The 17,091-nt window shown below is 54.8% G+C and carries 14 protein-coding genes and 1 other RNA gene; 5 read left to right on the plus strand and 10 right to left on the minus strand.

The features are described 5' to 3' along the window. The 8 genes from rsxD to EC840_RS03835 all read right to left on the minus strand — a co-directional run bounded on the left by rsxD (position 1) and on the right by EC840_RS03835 (position 8,807). Positions 1-1,053, minus strand: coding sequence for an electron transport complex subunit RsxD (gene rsxD / locus EC840_RS03800; RefSeq protein ID WP_112291518.1), 1,053 nt, complete (start codon positions 1,051-1,053; stop codon positions 1-3). Then, complete coding sequence (gene rsxC / locus EC840_RS03805; protein WP_132964016.1) at positions 1,054-3,159, minus strand: electron transport complex subunit RsxC; 2,106 nt, start codon at positions 3,157-3,159, stop codon at positions 1,054-1,056. Between the two features lies 1 nt (position 3,160). Beyond that, positions 3,161-3,727, minus strand: a complete 567-nt coding sequence (gene rsxB / locus EC840_RS03810) for an electron transport complex subunit RsxB (RefSeq protein WP_112291515.1) — start codon at positions 3,725-3,727, stop codon at positions 3,161-3,163. Next, entirely contained in the window at positions 3,727-4,308 is a 582-nt protein-coding gene (gene rsxA, locus EC840_RS03815; RefSeq protein WP_095922116.1) for an electron transport complex subunit RsxA, read from the minus strand. The genes rsxB and rsxA overlap by 1 nt, the downstream gene beginning before the upstream one ends. Positions 4,309-4,348: 40 nt before the next feature. After that, the gene (locus EC840_RS03820; RefSeq protein WP_112291513.1) at positions 4,349-4,789 is read right to left on the minus strand and encodes a DUF2569 domain-containing protein; all 441 of its coding nucleotides are present in this window, start codon (positions 4,787-4,789) and stop codon (positions 4,349-4,351) included. A gap of 255 nt (positions 4,790-5,044) precedes the next feature. Next, on the minus strand, positions 5,045-6,412 hold the full coding sequence (gene dcuC, locus EC840_RS03825; protein ID WP_129638195.1) for an anaerobic C4-dicarboxylate transporter DcuC: 1,368 nt from the start codon (positions 6,410-6,412) through the stop codon (positions 5,045-5,047). A gap of 733 nt (positions 6,413-7,145) precedes the next feature. After that, positions 7,146-8,354, minus strand: a complete 1,209-nt coding sequence (locus EC840_RS03830) for an FAD-dependent oxidoreductase (protein ID WP_132964017.1) — start codon at positions 8,352-8,354, stop codon at positions 7,146-7,148. 371 nt (positions 8,355-8,725) lie between these two features. After that, positions 8,726-8,807: non-coding RNA, RtT sRNA (locus EC840_RS03835), on the minus strand. Positions 8,808-9,030: 223 nt separating this feature from the next. Between EC840_RS03835 and EC840_RS25230 the strand changes: the two genes are divergently transcribed. Then, positions 9,031-9,189 (plus strand): hypothetical protein, encoded by a 159-nt coding sequence (locus EC840_RS25230; RefSeq protein WP_165929004.1) that lies wholly within the window; start codon positions 9,031-9,033, stop codon positions 9,187-9,189. Here EC840_RS25230 and EC840_RS03840 read toward each other — a convergent pair. Next, a complete protein-coding gene (locus EC840_RS03840) occupies positions 9,186-10,385 on the minus strand; it encodes an MFS transporter (protein WP_243701013.1) in 1,200 nt (399 codons plus the stop codon). The genes EC840_RS25230 and EC840_RS03840 overlap by 4 nt on opposite strands. Positions 10,386-10,620: 235 nt before the next feature. Here EC840_RS03840 and EC840_RS03845 point away from each other — a divergent pair, with 235 nt between their 5' ends. From EC840_RS03845 to EC840_RS03860, 4 genes are all read left to right on the plus strand, one after another. Then, a complete protein-coding gene (locus tag EC840_RS03845) occupies positions 10,621-11,520 on the plus strand; it encodes a LysR substrate-binding domain-containing protein (RefSeq protein WP_112290474.1) in 900 nt (299 codons plus the stop codon). 169 nt (positions 11,521-11,689) lie between these two features. Then, positions 11,690-12,913 carry an ROK family transcriptional regulator gene (locus EC840_RS03850; protein ID WP_112290476.1) on the plus strand — a complete coding sequence of 408 codons (1,224 nt, stop codon included), beginning with the start codon at positions 11,690-11,692 and terminating at the stop codon, positions 12,911-12,913. Between the two features lie 209 nt (positions 12,914-13,122). Continuing rightward, positions 13,123-13,809: a dethiobiotin synthase gene (bioD, locus tag EC840_RS03855; protein ID WP_112290477.1), complete on the plus strand. Its 687-nt coding sequence runs from the start codon at positions 13,123-13,125 to the stop codon at positions 13,807-13,809. A 129-nt stretch (positions 13,810-13,938) separates the two neighbouring features. Next, positions 13,939-15,435: an MDR family MFS transporter gene (locus tag EC840_RS03860; protein ID WP_132964019.1), complete on the plus strand. Its 1,497-nt coding sequence runs from the start codon at positions 13,939-13,941 to the stop codon at positions 15,433-15,435. Here the strand turns inward: EC840_RS03860 and EC840_RS03865 are convergent. Further along, positions 15,432-17,090, minus strand: coding sequence for an iron ABC transporter permease (locus tag EC840_RS03865; protein ID WP_132964020.1), 1,659 nt, complete (start codon positions 17,088-17,090; stop codon positions 15,432-15,434). The genes EC840_RS03860 and EC840_RS03865 overlap by 4 nt on opposite strands. Between the last annotated feature and the right edge of the window lies 1 nt (position 17,091).

Raw genomic sequence — 17,091 nt, forward strand, 5'->3', positions numbered from 1 at the left:
TCAGCGATGCCCGTAAACACGTGGTTGTGTGTAGTGATCGATCAATGGCACGGTGATATTCGCCAGTAAAACTGCAAAGGCGATGCCATCCGGATAACCGCCGTAACTGCGGATCAGCCATACCAGCAAACCAATCAGCGCACCAAAAATCAGGCGGCCTTTCGGGGTGGTAGATGCCGTAACCGGGTCGGTCGCGATAAAGAACGCGCCCAGCATGGTCGCACCGGAGAACAGCCCGACCAGCGGCGAGGAATAGCTTTCTGGTGCCAGACCCCACGCGATACCCGCGCAGAAGGCCAGCATACCCAGCATGGCAACCGGAATATGCCAGCTGATGATTTTGCGCCACATCAGGAACAGGCCACCGGCCAGAAAACCGAGGTTAATCCACTGCCAGCCCAGACCGGCCAGTGTGCCGCTGAACAGGGGGGTTCCGAGGATCTGATCGGCGGTATGGCCGGAACGCAGACCGGTTTTAAACGCATCCAGCGGTGTCGCCTGCGTCACGCCATCAACGTTCATATTCAGCTGATACGCGGTCAGATCCTGACTGTTATGGCCGGTGAAAATGGTCAGCAGCGTGTCGGTGAATCCGACGTGGTGATGCTGTAAAACATCCGGCGGCAGCCAGGTGGTCATCTGCACCGGGAACGAAATCAGCAAAACAACGTAACCTACCATTGCCGGGTTAAACGGATTCTGACCCAGACCGCCATAAAGCTGTTTGGCAATGATGATGGCGAAAATCGTGCCGAGAACCACCATCCACCACGGACCCAGCGGCGGCAGGCTGACGCCCAGCAAAACCGCAGTCAGCAGGGCGCTGTTATCGCCCAGTCGTTTTTTCACCGGCTGTTTGCGCAGCTGCAATACAGCGCCTTCCGCCAGCAGGGCAATCACGATAGCCAGCGTCAGCTGAACCAGCGTGCCGTAGCCAAAAAACCAGACCTGAGCGATCAGGCCGGGAATACACGCCAGAATTACCATCATCATGATGGTGCTGGTGTTCTGGCGGTTATGCGTAAAAGGTGAACTTGCGATCCTGAAGGCCATTTATTCCTCGTTCGACATTGTCTGAGCGGCTTTACGGGCCTTAACTCGTGCGATCGCAGCAGCCACAGCGGCTTTGCGTGGATCGCTTTCTTGTTGTGATGTTTCTTTTTCTTCCGGTTCAGCGTCCTGCGCTTCACTCAGTGCAGCAGCTTTTTTGGCTTTAGCCCGGGCAATAGCCGCGGCAACAGCGGCCTTGCGTTTATCGTCTGCGGACGGCTCGGCAGGTGACGCTGTCACGTTTTCTTCACCATTTGCAGGTTGTGCCGCAGCGGCCTTTTTGGCTTTCACACGGGCAATGGCTGCGGCGACAGCGGCTTTGCGGTCATCCTCGGCCGTCGCCTGCGGGGCAACGGCCAGTTCGCTTTCTTTCGCTTCGACCACAACGCCGCTGTTTCCGGCTTTCTTCGCTTTAACACGGGCGATAGCCGCAGCCACGGCGGCTTTGCGATCGTCTTCCGCAGAAGGCGGAGTCTCAGGCACCGGCTCAGAAGCCACCGGGATTTCCTGCTCAGCGGCGGCTTTTTTCGCTTTCGCACGAGCAATAGCCGCAGCAAGCGCCGCTTTACGCGGATCGGCTTCGGCAGGCTGCTCTGCCGCTGTTTCAGCAGATGGCGCTTCTGTTGCCGGTGCTTCGTCCAGTTTCACTGCCGCTTTCTGGTGTTTCTCTTCACGCGCTAACTTCTCGCGTTCCATGCGCGCCTGTTTGGCTTCAAAACGTGCCTTGGCTTCGGTGGCGCGGGCAGTTTCTGCATCGATGGCGCGGATTTCGGCCTTTTCCTGACGGTAATACTGCACCAGCGGAATATTGCTCGGGCAGACGTACGCACAGGCACCGCATTCGATACAGTCGAAGAGATTATGCTTACGTGCTTTCTCGTGTTCTTCGCCTTTGCTGAACCAGTAAAGCTGTTGCGGCAGTAAACCAGCCGGACAGGATTCGGCGCAAAGGCTGCAACGGATACAGGCTTCTTCTGGTTCCGGCTCACCCAGTTCGGACTGAGAGGGTGCCAGCAGGCAGTTGGAAATTTTGACCACGGGGACATTGAGCGATGGCAGGGTGAAGCCCATCAGCGGGCCGCCCATAATCACCATCTTTTTGTCGCCCTGCGGCTGCAATGCGCCTTCACGCATCAGATGTTCAATCGGTGTGCCCAGACGCGCCCAGACGTTGCCCGGTTTTGCCATCGCTTCGCCGGTCAGCGTCACCACACGTTCGATCAGTGGTTCGCCGTCGATAATCGCGCGTTTGATAGCAAATACGGTGCCGACGTTTTGCATCAGCACGCCGATGGAAGACGAGTGATGGCCTTTCGGCACTTCAAGGCCGGTCAGGATTTTGGTCAGCTGTTTGGCACCACCGGAAGGGTATTTGGTCGGGATTACCCGCAGTTCAATGCGCACACCTTCGGCCTGTTCGGCTTTAATGGCGAGTTTAAAGGCGGTAATGGCTTCCGGTTTGTTGTCTTCGATACCGATCAGCACGCGTTCCGGTTGCAGCATGTGGCACAGAATACGCGTCCCTTCGAGGATTTCCGCTGCGTGCTCCTGCATCAGCCGGTCATCGGCGGTGATGTACGGCTCACATTCGGCAGCATTGAGAATCAGCGTGCGGGTAGACGTCAGGCCGCCTGCCAGTTTGCTGGCGGTCGGGAAACCTGCGCCGCCCAGTCCGGCGATACCGGCCTGACTGATGCGCTGATTCAGTTCGTCAGCAGAAAGCCGGCGATAATCGGCAATGAATTCACGCTCGCACCAGGTGTCCTGGCCGTCGGCTTCAATCAGCACACACAGTTCTTTCAGGCCGGAAGGGTGCGCGGTGATATGCGGCTCGATGGCGGTGATCATGCCGGATGTCGGCGCATGAACCGGCACGGTGCGGCCACGACCTGTGGTCAGCGGCTGACCTTTTAATACGCGGTCGCCAGCTTTCACGCACAGCTCGCCTTCAGGGCCAAGGTGTTGCTGAAGAGGAATGATAAAGCGCTCAGGCAGCGGCACGTTGCGCAGCGGAACGTGGCTCGACTGAGTCTTCATTTCCGGCGGATGAATACCGCCATCGAAGTCCCAGACTTTGTCTTTTTTGAGCGCGGCAAACAGATTAAACATGTTACTCCGCATGGATGACCTGAACCGGAATGGACTGTAAATCCCATTTCCAGTTTGCGGTGGTGGTTTTTATTGGCAGCATTTCGATGCAGTCCGTCGGGCACGGTGCGACGCACAGGTCACAGCCGGTGCATAAATCGGTAATCACGGTATGCACGGCGCGGGTGGCACCGACAATGGCATCAACCGGACAAGCCTGAATGCACTTGGTGCAGCCGATACAGTTGCTCTCGTCGATGTAGGCGACTTTGCGTACTGGTACCGCCGCAGCGGCATCTTCGCCCATTGGCTGGGGTTCGACGTTAAGCAGGGTCGCCAGTTTGAGCATTACCGCTTCGCCGCCAGGCACGCATTTGTTGATGTTATCGCCATTGGCAACCGCTTCAGCGTAAGGCTTACAGCCGGGATAGCCGCATTGCGCGCACTGGCTTTGCGGCAGAATATCGTCGATCTGATCGACAACCGGATTGCCTTCGACCGCAAAACGACGTGAGGCGTAGCCCAGCAGCAGGCCAAAAACCAGCGCCAGAGCGGTCAGCGCGCCAATCGCTTCCCATAATTCAAACATCAGAATTTCACCAGACCTGTGAAGCCCATAAAGGCTAATGACATCAGGCCAGCCGTGACCAGCGCAATCGAAGAACCTTTGAACGGAGCAGGGACGTCAGCCACCACCAGACGTTCACGAATGGCGGCGAACAGCACCATCACCAGCGAGAAACCGAGCGATGCGGCAAATCCATACAGCGCGGACTGCATAAAGTTGAACTGCTGGTTGATGTTCAGCAGCGCCACGCCGAGCACGGCGCAGTTGGTGGTAATCAGCGGCAGGAAGATACCCAGCAGACGATACAGTGACGGACTGGTTTTACGCACTACCATTTCGGTGAACTGCACCACAACTGCGATCACCAGAATAAAGGCCATGGTGCGCAGATACACCAGTCCCAGCGGCATCAGTATGAAAGTGTTGACGATCCACGAGCAGATATTCGACAGGGTGATGACGAACGTGGTCGCCAGCCCCATACCAATAGCGGATTCCAGTTTCTTGGAAACGCCCATAAACGGGCACAGGCCAAGAAACTTAACCAGTACGAAGTTATTTACCAGCACAGTGCCGACAAAAAGTAATAAATAAGAGGTCATGACAATTGCCCGGACATAATAAACATTAAAAACCTCAGGGTTATTCCGTGAAGGTTTCTTTTACCCGCAATGAGCGCTTAAAATAAGGCACAAAGACGGCGGCGGCCAATAAAGGTAACAATAAGTTACGCACGGCCAAATCATCAGTAACTGGCGAGAATGCAAAGGCTTTTACCGCCAGAAGCACCGTACATAATAACCAGATAATATACATTTTCGGTAAGGCTCTTGCGCGCTTACAGAATTGCCACAATACCGCGACGGTAAATGCCCCCATCGCCAGCGTGGTCACCACGGAGAAATACCATTGCAGGGTAAATGCCTGCGAGTTGGTGAATAAGTATTCACGCGATTCCGGCACAAATAATGCCATTGAAAACAGAAACAGCATTAATACGACGCTCAGCAGCGTCACAATCAGATACGCCATCGGGGCCAGTAACCACCCGCCAATACGTTTATAGCCCGGATTATTCGACATAAAAGCTTTTCTCACGCTGGTTTCGCCATCAAATCAGCACAGGGAGAGTTCCCCGACCTTCAAGGCGCAGTAGCTTAACCTGAGTTCGCGTCAGCCCATATCGTATTTATGTGATCAATACCTTAATCCTTCACGCCGTCTTTGCGTTGGCTGTCTTCACTCGCCCCGGTCACATACTTTTGTATGCTCCCGGGGACTTACTCAGTTGCCGCCTTGATACAGCCTGAATGTTTCAGGTATTAAAATCGGGGAGGTTTAATGCACCGGCACCAGAATTTCGGTGGCGACGATCACCACGATCAGACCGACCAGTACGGGAACGGAGGTGCGTTTAACCACTTCGAAAGGCGAGATTTTTGCCATGCCGGCCACGGCTACCACGACGCCGGAAACCGGTGAAATAGTGCGGCCGAGGTTAGACGCCTGCAACATCGGGATGACCAGGTATTCCGGGTTGATGCCCATTTTTGCCGCCAGTTTCGGGATGAGTTCGACGAAGGCATAGAACGAGGCATTACCGGAACCGGTTGTCATGGCGGCAAGCACGGTGATCACCACCAGAACCAGCATCATCACAATGCTGCCTGAACCAAAGTTTTGCGCCAGTCCGATCAGGCTGCTGATGAATCCGACGGTGCTCAGTCCTTGTGCGAATACGCCGGCTGCGACCAGCAGCATCACCACGTTGGCGAACGCATCCGCCATGCCGCGATAAGCGACGTCCAGACCGGCGAAGACGGCTTTGCCGTTACGGTTACGCAGCGTTTCTATAATGGCGGTCAGCAACATACAAATGACCAGAATAGTGATGATATGCAGATTCGGGCCCCATTTACCGTCGAAAATCAGCACACCGATAATCGGCGTGAAAGGCAAAATGGCATAGAAAGCAGGGGCATTCGTTTCGACCACGTCGTCTGCATTGGAATCAACGGCATCTACCTGCGCGGTGGTATCGCGTTTATCCAGATAGCGTTGCCAGAAGAAGTGCGCGACCGCCATTGCCACAATGGCCGCTATGGAAATCGGCAGGGTGACTTTAAAGGCGAAATCCACCAGCGGCATATTCGCGGCCTGCGCGGCCAGCACGACATCACCTGAAGTCGGAGAAAGAATAATTGCCGCAGGGGAAGCACAAATCGCCGCCGCCGCACCGCGACTGATGCCGACGTTAACCATAATCGGGAACAGGGTAGCCATCAGCAACACGCCCAGACCGGTCGCCGAAGACACTGCCAGAGACATCAGGCACGCCAGAATATAAGCCGCAACCATCAGGATGTAAGGCGAGTTGATCATCTGTAACGGACGCGACGCCAGTTTGACGACCACATCATTAGCGCCGATATGGGTCATATAGGCCGCGAAACCGCACAGCATCATGATCATCATGCCGAGATCGCCACCACGGCTCATCAGCAGAATTTTGACGTATTCGACGATATCCGTCGCGTTCCAGCCGGTACTCTTAGTGCCTTCCGGCAGGATACTGTGACCCATGATTGCGCTGATAATCAGCAGCAACAAACCACCGACCATCAGGACGCCGGTGGGTGAATAGCCTTTGATGATATAGCGCCCGACAAACACGGCGACCACCAGTCCGATCAGTAATTCCAGCATGATTGTATTCCCCGAGATTAAATGTGGATCCAAGTGAAAGGCGGGAACTTTGCCGAAATAACGGTAAGGGCGTAATGACGCTCATCAATTATGGGTGATGAAAGGCGGGGGATATTTAAATTTGTGATGATTGATGGGGATCACGGGGGGCGTACAAAACAATCTTCAACTTCAACTTCAACTTCAACTTCAAGTTCAAGGTCAACACCGTGGGCGTCGGCCCACACCGACCAGAGACCCGGTAACGCGCGGGCCTCTGGACTCCGCGCTTTTTTCACTGCGCGCTGTCGCAGATACGACGGACATGTTCCGGCGCATTGGTGAGTGGCGCAAAATGTCATCGCTGCGCGATCCCCGAATTTCAGGCTTCGAGCCTAAGGTCTCGAACCGTTCATTCGGCGCCATTTTTGAGCACGCCAATCAACCTTTTTAAAAGATGAAAAACAATCCCGCTTTTGAATTTAAGATCGTGTGGGCGATTCAGAAAGCTTGCTGAATGAGAGGTTGCAGACCCAAGGCTGCAATCCCGAAATGAAGGAACCGCGCAGCGGCAAGATTTCCAGCCTGTCGCTGCGATACCTGAAACATAGCCAGCGAGCCGAGCGCGCAGTGAAAGAGCCGGAGATTCCTAAGAGGCGCGGCGATAGGCGCCTCTTAGGGCCCGTTTGGGTGGCAACCCAAGGTGTTGACCTAGACCTAGACCTTAAGGCCAGTTCGGATGGCTAACCCAAAATCAAAGCTTCGGGATTTCCCGATAAAACCCGACTCCGATGAGGCGTCCAAACAGGAATGGTATAAATTTCCGCCCGCGCAACCACATTTCCAGCCGTGAAGGGGCACGCTTCCTTTGTTTCTGTCCTGCTTTACTGATCATAATCTGTAACGCCTGCGTCGCCCATGTCGGGAACGTCCGGCGGCGCTGGATGCGCTTCAAATGCCGCAGCGTAAGACGTCCGGCTTTCAGCGGTTCGGTGATGATATTCGCCGTCGCCACCGCATCCTGAATCGCCAGATTCACCCCGACGCCGCCAATCGGTGACATCGCATGGGCTGCGTCGCCGATGCACAGCAGCCCCGGTTTTGCCCACTCTTTCAGGCGGTCAATGCGGATCACCAGCAGGCGCACGTCGTCCCAGCTGAGAATATCGTCGGCTAAACGCGGGCGCTCAAACGGTGACACTTCCGCCAGCAGGTCGAGAAAAGGTGCGATGCCTTGTGCTTTGAGTCCATCCAGGCTGTCTTTCGGGATCGAATAACCGCACTGCCAGTAATCGCCACGGTCGATCATGATGAAGTTTTTCTTCGGGCCGCGATGCCCCATCGACCACTGCGGATCGTCTGGGCGCTTGTTGATTTTCAGCCACAGTACGTCACGCGGTGCACCATAACGGCGGATTTCCATCCCGGCCTGTTCACGCACGATGGAATTACGGCCATCACAACCCACCACTAAATCAGCGTCGAAATGCTGCGTTTCGCCGTTCACTTCTGCAAGAACGCCGGAAACCTGACATTTATCTTCCCGCAACGACAGCACCTGCGCGTTGTGGATCAGATGAAAGTTCGGCAGTTGTGCGGCCTTGCTGGCGATGAAATTAAGGAAATCCCACTGCGGCATAAACGCGATGAATTTGCACTGAGTGGGTAAATGGCTGAAATCTGCCAGCGTGGTTTCTTTGCCGTTGATTTCGCCGTACAGCTTTTCTGCACGCTGATGCGGCAGGGCGAGGAATTCATCAAGAAACCCCAGCCGCCAGATGATGTCGAGCGTTGAAGGATGGATTGTGTCGCCACGAAAATCACGCAAAAAGTCGCTGTGTTTTTCCAGCACGGTGACGTCAATTCCCTTACGTGCCAGAAGATATCCCAGCATTAATCCTGCGGGACCGCCGCCGACGATGCAGCAGGACGCTGCTGCTGCGGACTTTGTATTCGGTGCCATTACAACCTGCCTGACGGTATGAATTTACATGATAACAATTATCATTTGCGCCGATGTGCGTCAATTCATCCAGTGCTACATAGCAGAACATTTCATGCACAGCGTTGTAACAAAGTTTTTTTTGCCAGAGCCGTGGCAATGGGGCGGATTTTAAATTCCACTTCAACTTCAACTTCAACTTCAACTTCAACTTCAAGGTCAAGGTCAAGGTCGTGGGCGTCGGCCCACACCGACCAGAGACCCGGTAACGCGCGGGCCTCTGGACTCCGCGCTTTTTTCACTGCGCGCTGTCGCGGGTATGACGGACATATTCTGGTGCATTGGTGAGTGGCGCAAAATGTCATCGCTGCGCGATCCCCGAATTTCAGGTGTACTCGGCCTACGGCCTCGCCCTTCGGGCCGTCACTTCGTGACGTTGTCTCGCTCCGCTCGGCTCGAGCCTTGGGTCTCGAACCGTTCATTCGGTGCCATTTTTGATCACGCCAATCAACCTTTTTAAAAGATGAAAAACAATCCCGCTTTTGAATTTAAGATCGTGCGGGCGATTCAGAAATCTTGCTGAACGGAGCGGCTTCGAGACCTATGGCTCGAAGACCGAGAGAAGGAACCGCGCAGCGGCAAGATTTCCAGCCTGTCGCTGCGATACCTGAAACATAGCCACCGAGCGGAGCGCGCAGTGAAAGAGCCGGAGATTCCTAAGAGGCGCGGCGATAGGCGCCTCTTAGGGCCAGTTTGGGTGGCAACCCAAGGTGTTGAATTTGGTTTTGAAGTCGAAGTCGAAGTGAATTTAAAAACCGCCCCTTTGCAGCGGCCGCTGCACAAAAAATGGCATTAAGCGGCTTTTGCCTCAGAAAGCCGCATCAACCGGAACCCAACACCCACGCCAACAATCAGCATCAGACTGATAAACCCGGTAATCCCGTACCATCCGTACGCATGCCAGAAAAATCCGCCCAGCGTCCCGGCGACGCTCGACCCCGCGTAGTAGCTGAACAGATATAAAGACGAAGCCTGACCTTTAGCACGACGCGCACGACGGCCAATCCAGCCGCTGGCCACAGAGTGCGCAGCGAAGAACCCGCCGGTGACCAGGATCATGCCGATGAAAATCAGCCATACCGGAGAGAAGGCGGTGATCAAAATCCCCAGCAGCATGATGGCTGTCGAGCCGATCAGCACCGGGCCGCGACCATAGACACCGGTCAGTACGCCTGCCTTGGGCGAACTGTAAGTCCCCATCAGATAGACGATGGAAAGTATCCCGACAATCGCCTGACTCAGGTTATAAGGCGATGAAAGCAGACGATAACCGATGTAGTTGAACATGGTCACGAAACTGCCCATCAGCAGGAAACCTTCGGCGAAAAGTAACGGTAATCCGCTGTCACGCCAGTGCAGCTTAAAGTTGATCAGCAGTTTGCGGGGCTTGAGCGAGCTTGCGCGAAAATGCTTAGAAGGCGGCAGAATGCGCCAGAACATAATCGCGGCGGCGAGGGCGAAGAAACCGACGACCGCGACGGCGATACGCCAGGAAAAAAAATCGGTCAGCACGCCGCTGACTAAACGGCCACTCATGCCGCCGATCGAGTTCCCGCTGATGTATAAACCCATCGAGAAGGCGACCACGCTCGGGTGAATTTCCTCACTCAGATAAGTCATTGCTACCGCTGCCACACCGCTGAGCGATAAACCGATCAGCGCGCGCATGATGAGAATGCCGTCCCAGCTCTGCATAAAGGAACAAACCAGCGTGCAGCCTGCGGCGAGCAGTAACGCCACCACCATCACTGATTTTCGCCCGACGGCGTCAGAAACCGGCCCGGTAAACAACAGTCCGATTGCCATCAGACCGGTCGATAACGACAGCGACAGGCTGCTGGTGGCCGGTGAAACCCCGAAATCATGAGACAACACCGGCAAAATTGGCTGCACGCAATACAGCAACGCAAATGTCGCCAGACCCGCAGAAAACAGAGCCAGCGTAACGCGGATAAATTGCGGTGTACCACGTTTGATAAAAGGAGTTTTCAGACCGGAGCGGGCGACAGGCGAGTCAGGATTTAATTCGTCGTCATTAACATAATCTTGAGCAGGTGCAGCGGAAATCCGCCGGGAGGTTTTCACTGGAAATCCTTAATACGATGGGCTGTAAAACTAAATTTTAAAATGTATGAAAATTTTAACAGCGGTCGTTGTATTGTCTAATATATTAATCAATCGAAAACGATATGTTTAAAGTATCAATCAGGAACAACCGGACATCGTTATGAGTCACATTGAGCTGCGTCATTTACGTTATTTCATCGCAGTTGCGGATGAACTGCATTTTGGCCGGGCGGCGGAGCGTTTGCACATTTCCCAGCCGCCGCTGAGCCAGCAAATTCAGGCGCTGGAAGCGCATGTCGGCGCGGCGCTGTTTTACCGCAGTAACCGCAGCGTGCGCCTGACGCAGGCGGGTCAGGTGTTTCTGTCAGAAGCGCGCCAGATTTTACAACGTGTGGATGAGGCCTCGGCGCAGGCGGCGCGTATTCACCGCGGGGAATCCGGTAATCTGACACTCGGGCTGACGTCTTCGGCGCCGTTTTTACGCCGGGTTTCAAGTACGTTGCATCGGTTTCGCCTGACGTATCCTGACGTGAATATCCGCATCGAACAGCTCAACAGCAAACAGCAAATCGAACCGCTGCTGGAAGGAAAACTGGATCTGGGGATGATGCGCAACGGCGAGCTGCCGCCGGAGCTGGAACATCATCTGGTACTGACTGAACCCCTGATTGCGGTAGTCCATAAAGACCATCCGCTTAACGCGCTGGCCGAGGGCGAACTGACGTTTCAGCATCTGGCCGATCAGCCCTTTGTGTTCTTCTCTAAAGATGTCGGTACGTCGCTGTACGACGATATTCTCGGGCAACTTAAAGCGCAGGGCATTACGCCGTTTATCACCCAGGAAGTCGGGGAACCTCTGACGATTATCGGCCTGGTGGCGGCAGGGCTGGGCGTATCGATTTTACCGGCGTCTTATTTGCGGATTCAGGTGGAGGGCGTGCGCTATCTGCGCTTTGGCAATTTGCATGGCACAACGCAATTATGGCTGGTGAATCATGCGACACGTCCTCTTACGGCAGCGACCCGCGCGTTTATGGCATTGTTGCTCCACGATGACTGACGGACTTCTTGTACAGAACATGCTGTTTTTCCAGTCAATTCTGAGGGTCTTTTCACGCAATTTGTGCACCAAATCACATAACTAATCAAATAGTTGACGACATATAACAAAAACTCCAACATACCCCTAATCTTTATTTTGAAGCGCGAAAATAACAGGAGTTCCTTGAGTGATCCCCGACGGGCAACCAGGACATATCGACCAGATTAAACAAACCAATGTCGGTGCTGTGTACCGCCTGATAGATCAGTTTGGTCCCATTTCGCGTATCGAGCTTTCGAAAAAAGCACAGCTGGCTCCGGCCAGTATCACCAAGATTGTCCGCGAGTTGTTACAGGCTCATCTGGTGCTGGAAACGGAGTTTCAGGATCCCGGCAGTCGCGGGCGTCCGGCCATTGGTCTGGCACTGGATACGCAGGCCTGGCACTACCTTTCTGCCCGTATCAGTCCCGGAACCGTGACCTTAGGTTTGCGGGATTTGAGCAGTAAACTGGTGGTGGAAGAAGTGCTGCCATTGCCGGTTCAGGCTCCGGAACCGCTGCTCAAACGTATTATCTCAGAAATCGATCAGTTCTTTATCCGTCATCAGCGCAAACTCGAACGCCTTACCGCCATCGCCATTACCCTGCCGGGGATGATAGATGCACGCAGGGGCATTGTTCACCGTATGCCGTTTTACCATGACGTGTTTGATATGCCGCTTGGCGACACGCTTTCCGTACATACCGGTCTGCCGGTTTATGTGCAGCACGATATCGGTGCGTGGACGCTGGCGGAGTCACTTTATGGCGCCTCCCGTGGCTGTAAAAACGTCGTTCAGGTAGTGATTGATCACAATGTCGGTGTGGGCGTGATCACCAGCGGACGGGTTCTGCATGCGGGTAGCAGCAGTGTGGCGGAAATTGGTCATACTCAGGTGGATCCTTACGGCAGGCGTTGTTATTGCGGCAATCATGGGTGTCTGGAAACGGTGGCCAGCACGGACAGTATTCTCGAACTTGTACGTCAGCGTCTGACGGTACCGGTTCCAGCCAGCTTACTGCATGGGGTTTCGCTGACCATTGAGGCCGTATGCGACGCCGCTAACCGTGGTGATCAGCTGGCGCGCGATGTGATTATCAGCGTCGGTCAGAGCGTAGGGCGAATTCTCGCGATCATGGTGAATCTGTTTAATCCGGAAAAAGTGCTGATCGGCTCGCCGCTTAATTTATCTCAGGATATTCTCCATCCCGCGATAATGTCCTGTATTCAGCAGCAGTCACTTCCTGCATATAGCGAGAATATCAAACTCGAATCGACGCAATTCTATAATCAGGGAACTATGCCCGGTGCGGCATTAGTCAAAGACGCGTTATACAGCGGCTCCCTGATAATAAAATTACTGCAAGGCTAAGTTTTATATAACGTTAGGCTGTTTATCTTAATAAAATAGCTATAAGCCTTCCGGCATTTTTGCTCACCGAGTCGACAAAACATTGCGCTAACGCAAACCGCTCTCATCTCTCATCGCCTAGACTTTCTGTCGATACTTTGTCTCCTGCGATGTTTTCTTACCGGAGACTATCTTTCAATAAGACGGAGAGATCCCGGAGCCTGAATTCCATGTTAACGCATTTTTTCGTCACGGGTACGGACGCTCGTGTAGGTAAAACCATTGTCACACGTGCCTTGCTTCAGGCCTTAGCCGCGCAGGACCGCTGCGTTTTAGGCTATAAACCTATTGCAACTGGCAGCCAGGAGTTGGCCGACGGGGTTCGAAATAAAGATGCGGTAACTCTCCAGCAGTCATCTTCTATTTCTTATCCTTTTAATAAAATAACCCCTCTGGCGTTGGCGGATGAAGATATTTATGCCAGCCAGATCCCCGGGAATGTGTTTGAAATAATGACCAATGGTCTTAATTTCATGCGTGAAGAAGCAGATTCAGTGGTTGTTGAAGGATGTGATGGCTGGAGAACATTGATTACTCCGCATCTTTTTTATTCTGACTGGGTACGCCAGCAAAATATGCCGGTGGTATTAGTGGTCGGTATTCAGGAAGGCTGCGTCAGCCATGCATTATTAACAGCGCAGGCAATTATTGCTGATGGTTTACCGTTGATTGGCTGGGTGGCGAACCGCATTAATCCGTGCCTGGCTCACTATCAGGAAACGATTGACGCGATAAGCGCCAATATTTCAGCACCGCTTCTGGGGGAAATTCCGTATTTACCCCGCGCTGAAAGCCGCGATATGGCGAAGTTTATTGACCTGTCCAGCTTCAATCTCAAAACAATGACCCGCGCCTGACGGTGACGTTGTCACAAAATTTCGCCAGTTCGGAGGCTCTGAGTGCAAAACCCGGAGCCTTTTTTACGTCTATAATTTGAAATCTGCCTGAGTGCATTCATCAACACAATTCTTAAGAAAACAAAGAACATGGCCGTCAATCATTCTGAAGTCCAAACATCTGCTGTTAAATCTTCCCACCGTCCGCTGATCCTCATTGCCTGCATGTTGTCGATGTTTATGGCCGCGGTGGAAGTGACCATTGTCGCGACCGCGATGCCGACCATCATCGGTGACCTCGGTGGTTTTTCACTGCTTGGCTGGGTATTCGCCGTCTATCTTCTGACGCAGGCGATTACAGTGCCCATTTACGGGCGGCTGGCGGATTTGTACGGCTGCCGGAAAATGTTTTTCATCGGCACCACCTTGTTTCTTATTGGTTCGGTCCTGTGCGGCTTCGCGCCGTCGCTGGGCTGGATGATCGGTTTTCGTGCGTTGCAGGGGCTGGGTGCTGGCGCCATTACGCCCATTGCCACGACGCTGATTGCCAATGTCTACGGTCCGCAGGAAAGGGCGAAAGCGCAGGGGTATTTGTCCAGCGTATGGGGCGTGTCGGCGATAGTCGGGCCGCTGATGGGAGCGTTTATTGTTTCCCATTTTCCGTGGGCGGTGGTGTTTTGGGTGAACGTGCCTATCGGCCTGGTGGCAATGGCGATCCTGATCAAATACCTGCCGCCGGACGGTCAGCGTAAACCGCATCAGCTGGATCTGGCCGGGACCGCTTATCTCACGCTCGCCGTTGCTTCCTTATTACTGGCGCTGTTACAGGCTGAAGCGCTGGGCTACTGGGCGCTGGCGTTGCTGGCGTTTGCTGTTGTCAACGCCGGGTTACTGGTGCGTCAGGAGCGTAAAACGCCTGAACCGCTGTTCCCGCTGGCGCTGTGGGAGAGCAAAGTGATTATTGCCGGTAATGTCGGTGGTCTGATTATCGGCGCGACCATGATGGGGATCAGCGCGTTCCTGCCGACTTACGTTCAGGGCGTTCTCGGCGGAACACCGCTGGAGGCGGGCACCACGCTGGCGCTGATGTCCATCGGCTGGCCGCTGGCAAGCATGTTCAGCAGCCGCATGATGCAGGCAACGTCGTATCGTACCACGGCGGTGACGGGCGGATTGTTGCTGGTGGGCGGAAGTCTGGCGCTGTTATTGCTTTCGCCGTCGTCGGGATTGTGGATGGCGCGCATCGCGGCGTTTTCTATCGGCGCAGGCATGGGGCTTTCTAACACCACATTTATCGTTTCAGTGCAGAACAGCGCAGAACCGGCGATCCGCGGCATTGCTACCGCGTCGACGCTGTTCACGCGGATGCTTGGCTCAGCCATCGGGACGGCGGTATTGGGTGCGACGCTGAATCTTAATCTGGAATACCGGCTGCCACAGGTGAACGACCCGGTTCAGCAGCTGATGGAAAAAGCCACGCGCAGCGCGATGGACTCAGGACAGCTGAATATGCTGACCGACAGCGTGGCCGCTTCGCTGCACTGGGTATTCGTGGTGTCGGCGGTGGTTTCAGTGCTGGCGGTCGCCGCAGGTTTGCTAATCCCGTCTGGCGACCGCCCGCGCCGTGAAGCGCAGCGGGAAAGTTAAGACGTCTGACGCTGCTGTAGCCTGAATGCGATTAACATCAGCGTCAGGCTCAGCAGTACGGCAATCGACGCCATTGCCATCCCGTCGCCTACCGAACCCTGTTCAAACTGCCGCCAGACATACACGGAAACCGTCTGCACACCTGCCGGGGACAGCAGCAGCGACGTCACCAGTTCACGCGACGCCACTGCAAAGACCATCATCATTGATGCCAGTAAACTCGGGAACACCAGCGGCAGCAGGATCATCCGCAATGCCTGCGCGGCAGTCGCGCCGTGTACCCGTGCCGCCGCATCGAGATTACCGCCAATCTGCTTTAGCGCCGCGCTGACATACCGCACCGGATAAGGCAGCAGCAGACAGCAATACGACAACAGCAGGATCCCCCAGGTGTTATACGGCGTCACGGGCCAGAAACTGCGGTTCCAGGCCAGGATCAGCCCGACACCAACCACGATACCCGGCAGCGCGGCCGGAAAAAGCGAAAGTCCGTCAATCAACGCCGCCCCGCGAATTTTGCGTGCCACCACCAGCCATGACGCCAGAAATCCCGTCGCACCGGCGATCAGTGCCGTGCCCAGCGCCAGACTGAGACTGGTCGACAGCGCACCGAGCGCATCGCTATGCGCAGCAAACAGATTGCCAAAGTGCCGTAATGTGAAATTGGAAAGCGTCAGTCCGCCGGAAAGGGTGCCGGAAAATGCCGTTACCAGCGTGGAGACAATCGGCAGCGCCACCGCAATCAACGCCACGACGGTAAATAACGCCATCACCGGCAGCGTCCAGCCTGCCAGCGATTTTTGTGTCACATCAGCCGGTTTACCGGTCATGCTCTCGACATTTTTACCGGCCAGCACCGCGCGTTGTACGCTGTAAGCACAAAGTGCGATCGCCACCAGCAGCAGGGAAAGCACCGCAGCGCCCGGCATATCAATCGGCCAGTCGGCAAGCCGCTGTTCGATACCGGTTGTCAGCATCAGAATGCCGCTTCGCGAACCTAACGCACCGGGCACGCCGTATTCCTCTATCGACAGGGTAAATGCCAGCAGCAGACTGGAGGCAATGGCCGGTAAGGCCATCGGCAACGTGATGCGGATAAATCCCCGCCAGGGTCCTGCGCCATGAATACGCGCCACATCCGCCAGACGGCTGCCGCTGGCGGCCATGCTGCGCGAGACAGCAAAATAGACCACCGGAAAAACGTTGAGCGTCATCACTGCCACCATACCCGGCAGTGAAAACAGAAAATCATTGAGATGCAGCCACGGCAGCAATTGCTGTACGTAACCGTTGGTTTGCAGTGCCAGCATCCACGACAGCGCAGCGATATAAGGCGGTATTAAAAAGGGGATCAGAAAAACCACATCCCACAGAACGGCGCCGGGCAGGGCGAATAATCCGCGCAGCGCGCCCAGAGGCACGCCGATCAGAGCGCTGCATAACGCCACGCCCAGTCCGACTTTCAGCGTGGTGGCAAACAGTGCCTGCAACGAAGGTTCGCCAAAAACACGGGTAAATGTGCTGAATGGCGCCGAATAACTGCCGGTATCCAGATGCGGAAAAACCGCCTGCAAGACCACAAATGCCACCGGCACGGCGACCAGTAACAGCAGCGCGATGCCCGTTACGCCCGGTAAAAAAGCGTTTCTATTCATT

The organism is Rahnella sp. JUb53 (assembly GCF_004346065.1).
In the GTDB taxonomy this organism is placed as follows: domain Bacteria; phylum Pseudomonadota; class Gammaproteobacteria; order Enterobacterales; family Enterobacteriaceae; genus Rahnella; species Rahnella variigena.